This window comes from Pseudomonas sp. 4CAES_32.4 (assembly GCF_058136335.1).
This window is the reverse complement of sequence record NZ_CM176882.1, coordinates 5,367,319-5,379,872: the sequence shown is the minus strand read 5'-3', so window position 1 is coordinate 5,379,872 and position 12,554 is coordinate 5,367,319. Positions and strand designations below refer to the sequence as shown.

The 12,554-nt window shown below is 58.5% G+C and carries 13 protein-coding genes; 7 read left to right on the top strand and 6 right to left on the bottom strand.

The window, feature by feature from the left end; all coding sequences use genetic code 11:
• Together cydB and AC3Y64_RS24210 are read left to right on the top strand one after the other, a co-directional pair.
• Complete coding sequence (cydB, locus tag AC3Y64_RS24215) at positions 1–1,008, top strand: cytochrome d ubiquinol oxidase subunit II (RefSeq protein WP_122592754.1); 1,008 nt, start codon at positions 1–3, stop codon at positions 1,006–1,008.
• Positions 1,009–1,078: 70 nt separating this feature from the next.
• Entirely contained in the window at positions 1,079–1,246 is a 168-nt protein-coding gene (locus AC3Y64_RS24210; protein ID WP_016773090.1) for a DUF2474 domain-containing protein, read from the top strand.
• Positions 1,247–1,317: 71 nt separating this feature from the next.
• Here the strand turns inward: AC3Y64_RS24210 and AC3Y64_RS24205 are convergent, their stop codons facing one another.
• Both AC3Y64_RS24205 and AC3Y64_RS24200 read right to left on the bottom strand, forming a co-directional pair.
• A complete protein-coding gene (locus tag AC3Y64_RS24205; protein ID WP_489985496.1) occupies positions 1,318–2,442 on the bottom strand; it encodes a methyltransferase in 1,125 nt (374 codons plus the stop codon).
• A 175-nt stretch (positions 2,443–2,617) separates the two neighbouring features.
• Positions 2,618–3,328, bottom strand: coding sequence for an autoinducer binding domain-containing protein (locus tag AC3Y64_RS24200; protein WP_489985495.1), 711 nt, complete (start codon positions 3,326–3,328; stop codon positions 2,618–2,620).
• 311 nt (positions 3,329–3,639) lie between these two features.
• Here AC3Y64_RS24200 and AC3Y64_RS24195 point away from each other — a divergent pair, with 311 nt between their 5' ends.
• The gene (locus AC3Y64_RS24195; RefSeq protein ID WP_489985494.1) at positions 3,640–4,416 is read left to right on the top strand and encodes a ferredoxin--NADP reductase; all 777 of its coding nucleotides are present in this window, start codon (positions 3,640–3,642) and stop codon (positions 4,414–4,416) included.
• Positions 4,417–4,455: 39 nt separating this feature from the next.
• On the opposite strand, the gene mscL is transcribed toward AC3Y64_RS24195, so the two are convergent.
• On the bottom strand, positions 4,456–4,872 hold the full coding sequence (gene mscL / locus AC3Y64_RS24190; RefSeq protein ID WP_489985493.1) for a large-conductance mechanosensitive channel protein MscL: 417 nt from the start codon (positions 4,870–4,872) through the stop codon (positions 4,456–4,458).
• Between the two features lie 651 nt (positions 4,873–5,523).
• Here mscL and radA point away from each other — a divergent pair.
• Complete coding sequence (gene radA, locus AC3Y64_RS24185) at positions 5,524–6,891, top strand: DNA repair protein RadA (protein ID WP_007909773.1); 1,368 nt, start codon at positions 5,524–5,526, stop codon at positions 6,889–6,891.
• Positions 6,892–7,018: 127 nt separating this feature from the next.
• Here the strand turns inward: radA and AC3Y64_RS24180 are convergent, their stop codons facing one another.
• Entirely contained in the window at positions 7,019–7,387 is a 369-nt protein-coding gene (locus tag AC3Y64_RS24180) for a PilZ domain-containing protein (RefSeq protein ID WP_489985492.1), read from the bottom strand.
• Between the two features lie 160 nt (positions 7,388–7,547).
• On the opposite strand from AC3Y64_RS24180, the gene AC3Y64_RS24175 reads away from it, so the two are divergent.
• The 3 genes from AC3Y64_RS24175 (at position 7,548) to yjiA (ending at position 10,963) form a co-directional block, all read left to right on the top strand.
• Positions 7,548–9,614 (top strand): carbon starvation CstA family protein, encoded by a 2,067-nt coding sequence (locus AC3Y64_RS24175; RefSeq protein WP_158957591.1) that lies wholly within the window; start codon positions 7,548–7,550, stop codon positions 9,612–9,614.
• A gap of 15 nt (positions 9,615–9,629) precedes the next feature.
• Positions 9,630–9,827 (top strand): YbdD/YjiX family protein, encoded by a 198-nt coding sequence (locus AC3Y64_RS24170; RefSeq protein ID WP_003228401.1) that lies wholly within the window; start codon positions 9,630–9,632, stop codon positions 9,825–9,827.
• Between the two features lie 164 nt (positions 9,828–9,991).
• Positions 9,992–10,963 carry a GTPase gene (gene yjiA / locus AC3Y64_RS24165; RefSeq protein WP_150775718.1) on the top strand — a complete coding sequence of 324 codons (972 nt, stop codon included), beginning with the start codon at positions 9,992–9,994 and terminating at the stop codon, positions 10,961–10,963.
• A gap of 110 nt (positions 10,964–11,073) precedes the next feature.
• Here yjiA and AC3Y64_RS24160 read toward each other — a convergent pair whose 3' ends face one another.
• Entirely contained in the window at positions 11,074–11,784 is a 711-nt protein-coding gene (locus AC3Y64_RS24160) for a GntR family transcriptional regulator (protein ID WP_489985491.1), read from the bottom strand.
• Positions 11,785–11,804: 20 nt separating this feature from the next.
• Positions 11,805–12,509: a FadR/GntR family transcriptional regulator gene (locus AC3Y64_RS24155; RefSeq protein ID WP_489985490.1), complete on the bottom strand. Its 705-nt coding sequence runs from the start codon at positions 12,507–12,509 to the stop codon at positions 11,805–11,807.
• Positions 12,510–12,554 lie beyond the last annotated feature (45 nt).

Below are 12,554 nucleotides of genomic sequence, written 5' to 3'. Positions count from 1 at the left end.
ATGGGTATTGATCTTCCGCTGATCTGGGCCGTGATCATCATCTTCGGCATCATGATGTACGTGGTCATGGACGGCTTCGATCTGGGCATCGGGATTCTCTTCCCGTTCATCCCCGGCAAAGTCGACCGTGACGTAATGATGAACACCGTGGCCCCGGTCTGGGACGGCAACGAAACCTGGCTGGTACTCGGCGGCGCGGCGTTGTTCGGCGCGTTTCCGCTGGCCTATTCGGTGGTGCTCTCGGCGCTGTACCTGCCGCTGATTTTCATGCTGATCGGTTTGATTTTCCGTGGCGTGGCGTTCGAGTTCCGCTTCAAGGCCAAGGACGACAAGCGTCACCTGTGGGACAAGGCCTTTATCGGTGGCTCGGTGGCGGCAACGTTCTTTCAGGGCGTGGCGCTGGGGGCGTTCATCGACGGTTTGCCGGTGGTCAATCGGCAATATGCCGGCGGCTCACTGGACTGGCTGACGCCATTCACGCTGTTCTGCGGCGCTGCGCTGGTGGTGGCGTACGCCTTGCTCGGTTGCACCTGGCTGATCATGAAGACCGAAGGCAAGCTGCAAGAGCAAATGCATAATCTGGCTCGGCCACTGGCGTTCGTCTTGCTGGCGGTCATCGGTATCGTCAGCTTGTGGACGCCACTGGCGCACCCGGACATTGCGACCCGCTGGTTCAGCATGCCGAACCTGTTCTGGTTCATGCCCGTGCCGATTCTGGTGCTGGTGACAATGTACGGTTTGATCCGTGCGGTGGCGCGCAACGCCAACTACATGCCGTTCCTGCTGACCCTGGTGTTGATCTTCCTAGGCTACAGCGGTCTGGGCATCAGCTTGTGGCCGAACATCGTGCCGCCGTCGATCTCGATCTGGGACGCCGCCGCGCCGCCGCAAAGTCAGGGCTTCATGCTGGTGGGAACGCTGTTCATCATCCCGTTCATCCTGGGTTACACCTTCTGGAGCTACTACGTGTTCCGCGGCAAGGTGACCCATGAAGACGGCTATCACTAAACCTGTGGGAGCGGGCTTGCCCGCGATGGCGTCGGTAGTGGCGCCATCGATCTGACGGAGGATCGCAACAATGACCGGCAAACATTCCCTGCACGACATTGAAGAGGCCGAAAAAAAACCGCTGTGGCAGCGGCTCGGCTGGTTGGCCTTGATCTGGGTCGGCAGTGTTGGCGTGCTGTTCATCGCCGCCAGCCTGATGCGCATGTTCATGAACGCCGCAGGCCTGACCACCCATTGAAGATTCCGTCCCGGCGCCTTCGGGCACGGATTTGAAACCCTCCGAATGGAGGGTTTTTTTTGCCTTGCGAATTACTTGCGCGCTTTGAGAATGACGAACTTCGGCGTCGCCGCCACTTGCTCGACGCCACGGAACAGCCGCGCCAGTTTGCTGTGATAACCCAAGTGACGGTTACCGACGATGTACAAAGCACCGCCGACCACCAGCGCTTCACGCGCTTGCTGGAACATGCGCCAGGCGAGGAAATCACCGACCACCTGCTGCTGATGGAACGGCGGATTGCACAGCACCACATCCAGCGATTGCGGCTCCTGACCGGCCAGACCGTCGCCGGCGCGCACGATCACTTCGCGATCGCCCAGCGCTGCGCGCCAGTTTTCCTCGGCTGATTGCACGGCCATGAACGATTCGTCGACCAGCGTGTACTGCGCGTCAGGGTTGTGCAGGGCACTGGCAATCGCCAATACGCCATTGCCGCAGCCCAAATCGGCGACCCGTGCGCTGCCGAGGTTTTTCGGCAGATGCGGCAGAAACGCGCGAGTGCCGATGTCGAGGCCTTCGCGGCAGAAAACGTTAGCGTGGTTGAGCAGTTCGATCGCTGGCTCGTCGAGACGATAACGCGTCGGGTAAGGCGAAATCCCGGGGGCTTTCGGCTCTGGCGTCGCGATCAGCAGGCGGGCCTTTTTGACCGCCAGCGAGGCTTGAACCGGGCCGATGTAACGCTCCAGCAAATCGCCGGCGGCACGCGGCAGGTGTTTGACCATCGCCGCCGCGATCACTTCAGCACCGGGGGCCAGTTGCCCTTGCAGACGAATCAGTTGCTCCTCCAGCAGCGCCAGGGTTTTTGGTACGCGAATCAACACGCGATCAAATGGCCCGAGCAACGGCTCACTGGCAGGAATCGGGCGAATGGCGTCGAACACCTGACCATTGCGCAACAAATTCTTCTCCAGGCCCTGAAAGCCAAGAAATGAATCGCCACTGCTGCTCACTTCGACCTTGCCCAGAAGACTGGCAGCCAGCGCGCCGAAACTGTCATTGAGCACCAACACCCGAGTGCTCGGCGCAGGCTGTTGCGCGGCAAGATGATTGAGCAGGTATTCGTCAGCCGCATCGAATGCCTGCAGCGGTTCATTCTGCTGTTCGGGCTGGCGGATCAAATCAAGCTGGGCGAAGGGCGTATCGAGCAAAGGCATGGGGCGGGGACTCAGGTTATCAACGGGTATCCCGCTGCCCTGGCGATGTGCGGCGGAACCGACCGAGTGCACTGCGACGCCATAGGTTCGCGTCATCACTCACGTGGGCCACAAATGGTACGTTTTTTTCTCTGTTAACACCCGCATGTTTTCTGCTGACGGTCGCAGATGCGGTTCAAATAATGCCGGCCCGGGCGGCGGCGATGACGGCAGAAATCTTGTTGCAGACGTTCAGTTTCTCGATCACGTTTTGCACGTGGTAATTCACAGTGCGTTCGCTGAGGCTGAGGATTTTCGAGATTTCGTAAGCCGTCTTGCCGCCGGCAGACAGCTGCAGCACTTCCAGTTCCCGAGTCGACAGGTGCGGTTGTCGAGGTTTGAGGGAGCGATTGGGCAGGCTGCGCGCGAACAGCTCGCTCAGGTGGCTGGTGGCGTAGAACATGTAGCCAAAATGCTCATAAAGCTCGAACGGACTGATCGGGCAGTGCTTCCTGGCCAGGCTGATAATGCTGCAAAGGCCACTTTCTTCATGGTGGAAGGATTGCGACCAGCCATGTTGAATACCCTGTTGCTGCAGCGCCTGCCACAGTTTGGGGGACTTGGAGTAGGCGGCTTCGCTCCAGACCACCGGCTGCATCGAATGACTGCAATGCGAGATGATCGGATCGGTTCTTTCGAATTGCTGTTCGTATTGCAGGTTCCAGTCTCTCGAGTAGTTGTTCATTTGCAGCGGTTTGAAGCGCGTCTCCCGATCCGAGGCGGTGACGGTGACCGAGCAAAAATTAAAACCGATGTTCTCGGCAAAGCGAAGCAAGATTGGATAGGCAGTATCAATTTCCCTCGCGAAGGTGAGTTGTTTCAACTGCGATTCCTTCCACATTTCCATTGCAATTGCTCCAGGGTGTTGTTGTTGGATGCGTTGGATCCAACTGCACGAAACGGAGTGTAGGAGGATTCCTACGTTTGCTCTGAATTTTTTCGCTCTTGTGTCGGAACTTTCTTGAATAAAAGGTTATTAGATAGTTAGGTGTTTTATATGGCGCATGTCATGTAGAGATTTCGATTGTTTACTCTAGAATCATAAGTGATACACCGTGTACTGACAGGCAAGGTACTCAAGGAATGTCATTACTAAATGGTGGTGTTTAAAACGACACCTTTACGCGACACTGGCAGCGTTTTGAAACGGAGTCGCCCATGACAGACAACACAGAGAAATTCACCCGCCAGACATTGCTCGATGTGCAGTCGCTGACGCCCAGCCTGTTTACGATGCGAACTACACGCGACCCTGGCTTCAGGTTTCGCGCTGGGCAATTTGCCCGACTGGGCGTTACCAAGGCGGATGGCAGCCAGGTGTGGCGAGCCTATTCCATGGTGTCGTCGCCGTTCGACGAGTTCCTCGAGTTCTTTTCCATCGTGGTGCCGGGAGGCGAATTCACCAGCGAGCTGAGCCGGCTTGAGCCGGGGGATACGCTGCTGGTGGAACGTCAGGCATTCGGGTATCTGACACTCGACCGGTTTGTGGACGGGCGTGACTTGTGGCTGCTCTCGACGGGGACCGGTGTGGCGCCATTTTTGTCGATCCTGCAGGACTTCGAAGTGTGGGAAAGATTTGAGCGGATCATCCTCGTCTACAGCGTACGAGAGGCGCGGGAACTGGCTTATCTGCCGTTGATCGAGGGGCTGGCGCAGCGCGATTATCTGGCAGAGCACGCCCATAAACTGCGCTTCATCCCCACCGTTACTCGCGAGCAACACGCGGGCGCCTTGAGTGGGCGCATTACCACACTGATCGACAGCGGTGAGCTGGAGCAGGCCGCCGGTGTGACCCTTGGTGCGGAACATTCACGGGTCATGCTCTGCGGCAATCCGCAAATGATTGATGACACCCGTGCCCTGTTGAAACAGCGGCATATGAGCCTGAGCCTGACACGCAGGCCTGGTCAGGTGGCGGTGGAAAATTACTGGTAAAAAAAACGGCACCGTGCAGGTGCCGTTTTCTGTGGAGGGTTATTCAGGCCGGTTGTTCTGGGCCTTGAGCAAGTCACGAATCTCACCCAGCAGTTCTTCTTCTTTGGTTGGAACCGGCGGCAGCGTAGGGGCCACGGCTTCTTCGCGCTTGAGACGGTTGATGGCTTTGACACCCATGAAAATCGCGAACGCGACGATGATGAAGTCGAGAACGGTCTGAATGAATTTGCCGTAAGCCATTACTACTGCGGGCGTGGCGCCATCTGCAGCCTTGAGCGTGACCGCCAGATCACTGAAGTCCACCCCCCCGATCAGCAGGCCGATTGGAGGCATGATCACGTCACCGACAAACGACGACACGATTTTGCCGAAAGCGGCACCGATGATGATACCGACGGCCATGTCGACCACATTGCCTTTGACCGCGAAGGCCTTGAACTCACTTAGCACGCCCATAGGTTATTCCTTGTTACAGATGAGGTTGGTGAACGCAGTGTAAGACAGCCAGACGCAATTCGCTCGACACACCTGCTTACACGGCTTGCCAGCTATCGACCGGCAGAACCCCGGAAAGTTTACAAAACGCCATCATTGCCGCAGCCACTCGGGCTCCCAGCGACGCCATAAATGGTGCGCGCGCTGGCATTTTCAGGAATGCAGGAGGGACTTTTAACGAGTGATGAAACTGACAGATACAGCATCAGTACGTTTGTTGCAGTTTTTATGTTGAGAGTTGCTAGCTGAAGATGAGCACTCATTGCAAGTATTACGAACGATATAGTTCAAAGGATTGAGCGGCATATTGTCTGCTGTTTACAATTTGTAATATTTCGTACGTGGTTGAACTCGGTGGTGGCAGTTGATTGCCGAGGCTAATCGTTTCAAATGAAACGAAGTGTCGGGGAAGTTGTACAGCAATTCTGGAAAGTCGAAGGTTTGTTTAGTTTTTATCCCAATACCTAACTGTGTCAGGTCATTAACAGTTGTTTCAATACATACACACACTTTGTGTGAGAGTTTGAAGTTGAGCGGAATACACTGGCGGAACGACGTCATCACGCCCTCCCTCGTGTCTGCGTTATCATCTCGGTTTTGTCGGGGGTTCAGATGGCCAAGGCCAAGCGCATGTACGGCTGCACCGAGTGCGGCGCAACCTTTCCCAAGTGGGCAGGCCAGTGCGGTGAATGCGGCGCGTGGAACACCCTGACCGAAACCATGATTGAAAGCGGCGGCGCCACGGCACCCACCGGTCGCACCGGTTGGGCAGGGCAACAGGCGCAGATCAAGACGCTCGCCGAAGTCAGTATCGAAGAGATTCCTCGGTTTTCTACCGCTTCGGGCGAACTGGATCGCGTGCTGGGCGGTGGTCTGGTCGACGGCTCGGTAGTGCTGATCGGCGGTGATCCTGGCATCGGCAAATCGACGATTCTGTTACAGACCTTGTGCAATCTGGCCAAGAGCATGCCGGCGTTGTACGTCACCGGCGAAGAATCCCAGCAGCAGGTGGCCATGCGCGCCCGTCGCCTCGGCTTGCCGCAGGATCAACTGCGGGTGATGACCGAAACCTGCATCGAAACCATCATCGCCACCGCCCGGCAGGAAAAACCCAAGGTGATGGTGATCGACTCGATCCAGACGATCTTCACTGAACAACTGCAATCGGCGCCCGGCGGCGTGTCACAGGTGCGCGAGAGTGCGGCGCTGCTGGTGCGTTACGCCAAGCAGAGCGGCACGGCAATTTTCCTCGTCGGCCATGTCACCAAGGAAGGCGCGCTCGCCGGCCCCCGCGTTCTTGAGCACATGGTCGACACCGTGCTGTATTTCGAGGGCGAGTCCGACGGGCGTTTGCGTCTGCTGCGTGCGGTGAAGAACCGCTTCGGTGCGGTCAACGAGTTGGGTGTGTTCGGCATGACCGACAAGGGTTTGAAAGAAGTCTCCAACCCTTCGGCGATTTTTCTGACTCGCGCGCAGGAAGAAGTCCCTGGCAGTGTGGTCATGGCGACGTGGGAAGGCACGCGCCCGATGCTGGTGGAAGTGCAAGCGCTGGTTGATGACAGCCATTTGGCCAACCCGCGACGGGTGACGCTGGGGCTGGATCAGAATCGCTTGGCGATGTTGCTGGCGGTGTTGCATCGCCATGGCGGAATTCCTACCCACGATCAGGACGTGTTCCTCAACGTGGTCGGCGGGGTGAAGGTGTTGGAGACGGCGTCTGACCTGGCGCTGATGGCCGCAGTCATGTCGAGTTTGCGTAATCGACCGTTGCCGCATGATTTGCTGGTGTTCGGTGAAGTGGGCTTGTCTGGCGAAGTACGTCCGGTGCCGAGCGGGCAGGAGCGATTGAAGGAAGCAGCCAAGCATGGCTTCAAGCGGGCGATCGTGCCGAAGGGCAATGCACCGAAGGAATCCCCGCCGGGTTTGCAGATCATCGCCGTGACCCGCCTCGAACAGGCTCTCGACGCACTTTTCGAATAACTTGAACCCACCGCATAACGTGTGGGAGCTGGCTTGCCAGCGATTGCGTTCTGACCGGCGACATGTTCGTCGAATCTGAAATTGCTATCGCTGGCAAGCCAGCTCCCACAGGGTTCAATTGTGGATACTAGATTTCGATCAGCGCGCCGAGCTCGCGCTCAAGCTCCTGCGGATCGGCCAGATTCAGCTCGATCAATCGCCGCAAGCGCTGGATCGATTCCAGGCTGATGTGCCGGCAGACAAACCCCAACTGGCCGTTCTCTTCGTGGGCCAGTTGCACACCCATCTCGATATCAAGGTCATCGCTCAGATGGATGTCGACGAAAAAATCCTTCTGCGCATCGCCCAACCACGGCTCCGGCCGTTCGATCAACAGCCCTTTGAGTGACAGGTCGATCAGTTTGACCGGCCAGATGTATTCGCCCTGACTCAGCTCGGTTCTGGCATCGAACGCAATACGTTTGAAGCGACGACGGTTGGCTGGGTGCTCGCTCATGGCGCAATCCTCCAAAGGTTCGCTGACTATAGACCCGCAATGTTCAAGCGTGCCAGCGGGGACGGGCCACTCAGACCAACGTCGGGGTATGGCCTTTGGCGCCGTAAGCGCTAAACTCGGGGTGGCTGTCTTTCTTGTCCACCCTGGCTGGAATAATAAAATGAAAAATAATAATAGCCTGCTACGCCACTTACCCTGGCTAGTGCTGGCAATCGTAGGAGCGTGCGCCTTGGGCGTAGTGGCATTGCGCCGCGGCGAGGCGATCAACGCCTTGTGGATCGTGGTCGCTGCTGTGGCCATTTATCTGGTTGCGTACCGTTACTACAGTCTGTTCATCGCCAACAATGTGATGCAACTTGACCCGCGTCGGGCCACCCCCGCCGTGCTCAACAACGACGGTCTGGACTATGTGCCGACCAACAAACACATTCTTTTCGGTCACCACTTCGCAGCGATTGCTGGCGCCGGACCTCTGGTCGGCCCGGTATTGGCCGCGCAGATGGGCTATCTGCCCGGCACGCTGTGGCTGATTGCCGGGGTGGTGCTGGCGGGCGCGGTGCAGGACTTCATGGTTCTGTTCATGTCGACCCGGCGCAACGGCCGTTCCCTGGGCGACATGGTGCGTGAAGAAATGGGCCGCATTCCCGGCACCATTGCACTGTTCGGCTGCTTCCTGATCATGATCATCATCCTCGCGGTGCTGGCGCTGATCGTGGTGAAAGCGCTGGCCGAAAGCCCGTGGGGCATCTTCACGGTGATGGCGACCATCCCGATCGCGATGTTCATGGGCATCTACATGCGCTACATCCGCCCGGGCCGCATCGGCGAAATCTCTGTGGTCGGCGTGTTGCTGCTGCTCGGTTCGATCTGGCTGGGTGGGCAGATTGCCGCTGATCCGGTGTGGGCCAAGGCGTTCACCTTCACTGGCGTGCAGATAACCTGGATGCTGGTCGGTTACGGTTTCGTCGCGGCTTCGCTGCCGGTGTGGCTGATTCTGGCGCCGCGTGACTACCTCTCCACGTTCCTCAAGATCGGCACCATCATCGCTCTGGCGATTGGCATTCTGGTGACCATGCCCGAGCTGAAAATGCCCGCGCTGACCCAGTTCGTCGACGGCACCGGCCCGGTGTGGAAGGGCGGTCTGTTCCCGTTCCTGTTCATCACTATCGCATGCGGTGCGGTATCGGGTTTCCACGCGCTGATTTCTTCGGGCACCACGCCGAAGCTGCTGGATAACGAAACCAACGCCCGTTACATCGGCTACGGCGGCATGCTGATGGAGTCGTTCGTAGCGATCATGGCCATGGTTGCCGCTTCGGTGATCGAGCCTGGCGTGTACTTCGCCATGAACAGCCCGGCCGCTGTGGTCGGCAGTGATGTCGCTTCGGTTGCGCAAGTGGTTTCCAGCTGGGGTTTTGCGATCACGCCGGAAGCGCTGCAAGCCGTGGCGCATGACATCGGTGAAACCACCATCCTGGCCCGTGCCGGTGGCGCGCCGACCCTGGCCGTCGGTATCGCGCAGATCCTGCACAGTGTCCTGCCGGGTGAAAACACCATGGCGTTCTGGTACCACTTCGCGATCCTGTTCGAAGCGCTGTTCATCCTGACGGCTGTCGACGCCGGTACTCGTGCCGGACGTTTCATGCTGCAGGATCTGCTCGGCTCCTTCGTGCCGGCGCTGAAACGTACCGAATCGTGGACCGCCAACCTGATCGCCACCGCCGGTTGTGTGGCGATGTGGGGCTGGTTGCTGTACCAAGGCGTGATCGATCCACTGGGCGGCATCAACACCTTGTGGCCACTGTTCGGTATCTCCAACCAGATGCTGGCCGGTATCGCGCTGATGCTCGGCACCGTGGTTCTGATCAAAATGAAGCGTCAGCGCTACATTTGGGTCACCCTGCTGCCAGCCACTTGGCTGCTGATCTGCACCACGACTGCAGGCTTCATCAAACTGTTCGATGCCAACCCGGCGATCGGCTTCCTGTCGCTGGCCAAGAAGTACAGCGATGCGCTGGCCAACGGTCAGATTCTGGCCCCGGCGAAGAGCATCGATCAGATGCAGCACGTGATCTTCAACGCCTACACCAACGCAACGCTCACCGCGCTGTTCCTGTTCGTGGTCTTCAGCATCCTGTTCTATGCGCTCAAGGTCGGCATCGCCGCCTGGGGCAAAAAAGAGCGCACGGATAAAGAATCGCCATTCCAGGCCCTGCCGGACGCGTAACCAGAGGATTGCACCATGTTCAATGACCTGAGTCGCCTCGGTAAATACCTCGGTCAGGCCGCGCGCCTGATGGTCGGCATGCCCGACTACGACACCTACGTCGAGCATATGCAAACCAAGCACCCGGACAAACCGGTGATGAGCTACGAGATGTTCTTCCGCGAACGTCAGGAAGCCCGTTACGGTGGCAAGGGTGGGCCGAAGTGCTGTTGAGCTGACGGCGCAGAGGTTGAGGTAATCCCCTGTGGGAGCGAGCCCTGCTCGCGAATAAGGAGTGTCAGTTGATGAATGATTTGACTGGCACACCGCTTTCGCGAGCAGGCTCGCTCCCACATTTGTTTTTGTGTTGTTCATTCATTTTGTGAAGGAGAAAGCGTTTGTCCTCTCCCATCCCGGTCACGGTGCTCAGCGGTTTCCTCGGCGCCGGCAAGACCACGTTGCTGCGCCACATTTTGAAAGCCGAGCACGGTCTGAAAATCGCCGTGATCGAAAACGAATTCAGCGACGCCGGCATCGACACTCAGTTGCTCGGCGACGAACCCGTGCAAGTCATGACCCTGGCCAACGGCTGCGTCTGCTGCACCATTCACACCGACCTGACCAAAGCGCTGTACCTGTTGCTTGAGCGCCTGGACAGTGGCGAAATCGCCTTCGACCGCTTGGTGATTGAATGCACCGGTCTGGCCGATCCCGCGCCAGTCGCGCAGACCTTTTTCATCGATGAAGAATTGCGCGAGCGCTACCTGCTCGACGGCATCATCACCTTGGTCGATGCCGCGCACGCGGATGTACACCTGACCCAGACCATCGCCCAGGCGCAGATCGGTTTCGCCGACCGCTTGCTGGTGAGCAAGACTGATCTGGTCGACGAAGCCACGTTCAACGCGCTGAGCGAACGCCTGACGCGGATCAACCGGCGCGCGCCGGTTCGTGTGGTTGAGCACGGCAATATCGATCTGGCTGAATTGCTGGATGTGCGCGGCTTCAATCTCAACGCCGATCTTGGCGGCGGCTTGAGCCTGCGCCCGGTGAGCAAGGCGCCGTCGATCGACCGCATTTCCAGTCTGGTGCTGCGCACCGATCAGCCGCTGGATATCGATCAGCTCAGTGAGTTCATGAATGAACTGCTTGAAGAGCACGGCAAGCAATTGCTGCGTTACAAAGGCGTGCTGAACATTGCCGGTGAGGATCGGCGGCTGGTGTTTCAGGGCGTGTTGAAACTCTATGGTTTCGACTGGGACACTGAATGGGCCGAGGGCGAGGCGCGGGAAAGTGTGATTGTGTTTATTGCTGATGATTTGCCGGAAGAGAAGATCCGGGCGGGGTTTGCGAGGGTGGCTTCTGCCTGAGGGTTCTTCGGTGTGATGGAAGGACCTATCGCCAGCAGGGCTAGCTCCCACAGTGGACTTGTTTTCGACGCGAATCCCCTGTGGGAGCCAGCCCTGCTGGCGATAGCAATCTAACCCACACTGCATTGCTCAAGGTCTGAACCCAGCAATGTCTGCTCAAGATGATCCAAATGCTGATTCATCAGCATGCCGGCCTTGGATGCATCGCCTCGCTCCACTGCCTCAACCAGCGCCACGTGTTCCTGCCACGCGCAACAGCTGTGCGTAGAACCCCCGCAACGCGCAATCGCCAATGAAGTCAAAGGCACCAGGCTGCCAAGAAAATGCGCCAACGGTGCATTCCCCGCCATTTGCGCCAACGTCAGATGAAACTCCCCGGACAAACGAATCGCCGCGCCCCGTCGATCCTGCTCAACGGCCTGACGTTCGCGTTCGATCAACCCGCGCAAGCGTTTCAAACCTTCGGCTTGCGGACGCTGGCAGGCCAGTCGCACCAAGGTATTTTCGGTCAGGCGCCGCGCATGCAACGCCTGCTGCGTCTGCTCGCGATCCGGTGCCGCTACACGCGGCCGATGATTGGCGCGCAGGACAACGACGTGTTCATGGGACAACTGCGTCAGCACCCGCCGCACATCTGCACGACTGACGCCGAACATCTCTTTCAGGCTGTCTTCGGTAAAACGGCTGTTCGCATCAATGCGCTGTTCGAGAATCGCATCGAACAAGCGCGGATAGAGATCCTCCGTCGGCGCCCGCAGACGGGAGAAGGGCAGGGGCGCGGCGCTCGGCGGGGCGTGCGAAGGTGAAGCGAAACTGTTCATGGCCTGTCTCCTATAAGGGATCAACGACTCAAGTTGTCATCCGGAATGTTCAGCTCGATGCCCATGCGCTGACCTTCGCGCAGAATGTGCCGGCGCATTTCCGCGCTGGCCTGGGCGCTGTTCTTGCTGCGGATCGCGCGCACCACGGCTTCGTTTTCTTCCAGCCGCTCAGCCAAATGCTCCGGCGAATTGCGCAGCACCTCGGCACTTTGCTTGAGGGCGTCGCTGGTTTGCTGCACCACGCTCTGGAAAATCGGGTTCGAAGTCAGGGTGAACAGCTCTTCATGAAAGGCGATGTAGGCGCTGACGCCGGCTTCACTGTCGCCGGCCTCAAGGGCTTCGCGCATGTCCATCAGGGTCAGGCGCAACTGGCCGACTTCCTTGCTGCTGATCGATTGCGCGACCAGACCAACGATGAACGGCTCAAGGGTGTAGCGCAGTTGCAGGACGTCCTCGAGGCTGGCCCCGGCGACTGCGCTGTCGTGGTTCTGGCTGTCGCCGATGTGCGCATCGAGCACCACCACGCCTTTGCCCGGCATCGAACGCACCAGGCCGAGGGTTTCCAGGACGATCACCGCCTCACGCAGGCTCGGGCGGCTGATGCCCAGTTGTTCGGCCAGTTCGCGCTGACCCGGCAGCATGTCGCCGGAGCGCCACTGACCACGGGCCAAAGCGGCCCGCAGTTTTTCTACCACTGAATTGACGACGGTTGATGTGCTTATCACGTGTTGGCTCCATGAACCGTGCCTGCCAATCGACAGGCACGGCGC

Coding starts and splice junctions, on each gene's coding strand:
- AC3Y64_RS24170 (WP_003228401.1), top strand. CDS start 9,630: ATGTTCAATGACCTGAGTCGCCTCGGTAAATACCTCGGTCAGGCCGCG.
- radA (WP_007909773.1), top strand. CDS start 5,524: ATGGCCAAGGCCAAGCGCATGTACGGCTGCACCGAGTGCGGCGCAACC.
- AC3Y64_RS24180 (WP_489985492.1), bottom strand. CDS start 7,387: ATGAGCGAGCACCCAGCCAACCGTCGTCGCTTCAAACGTATTGCGTTC.
- AC3Y64_RS24205 (WP_489985496.1), bottom strand. CDS start 2,442: ATGCCTTTGCTCGATACGCCCTTCGCCCAGCTTGATTTGATCCGCCAG.
- AC3Y64_RS24210 (WP_016773090.1), top strand. CDS start 1,079: ATGACCGGCAAACATTCCCTGCACGACATTGAAGAGGCCGAAAAAAAA.
- AC3Y64_RS24195 (WP_489985494.1), top strand. CDS start 3,640: ATGACAGACAACACAGAGAAATTCACCCGCCAGACATTGCTCGATGTG.
- AC3Y64_RS24200 (WP_489985495.1), bottom strand. CDS start 3,328: ATGGAAATGTGGAAGGAATCGCAGTTGAAACAACTCACCTTCGCGAGG.
- cydB (WP_122592754.1), top strand. CDS start 1: ATGGGTATTGATCTTCCGCTGATCTGGGCCGTGATCATCATCTTCGGC.
- AC3Y64_RS24160 (WP_489985491.1), bottom strand. CDS start 11,784: ATGAACAGTTTCGCTTCACCTTCGCACGCCCCGCCGAGCGCCGCGCCC.
- AC3Y64_RS24175 (WP_158957591.1), top strand. CDS start 7,548: ATGAAAAATAATAATAGCCTGCTACGCCACTTACCCTGGCTAGTGCTG.
- mscL (WP_489985493.1), bottom strand. CDS start 4,872: ATGGGCGTGCTAAGTGAGTTCAAGGCCTTCGCGGTCAAAGGCAATGTG.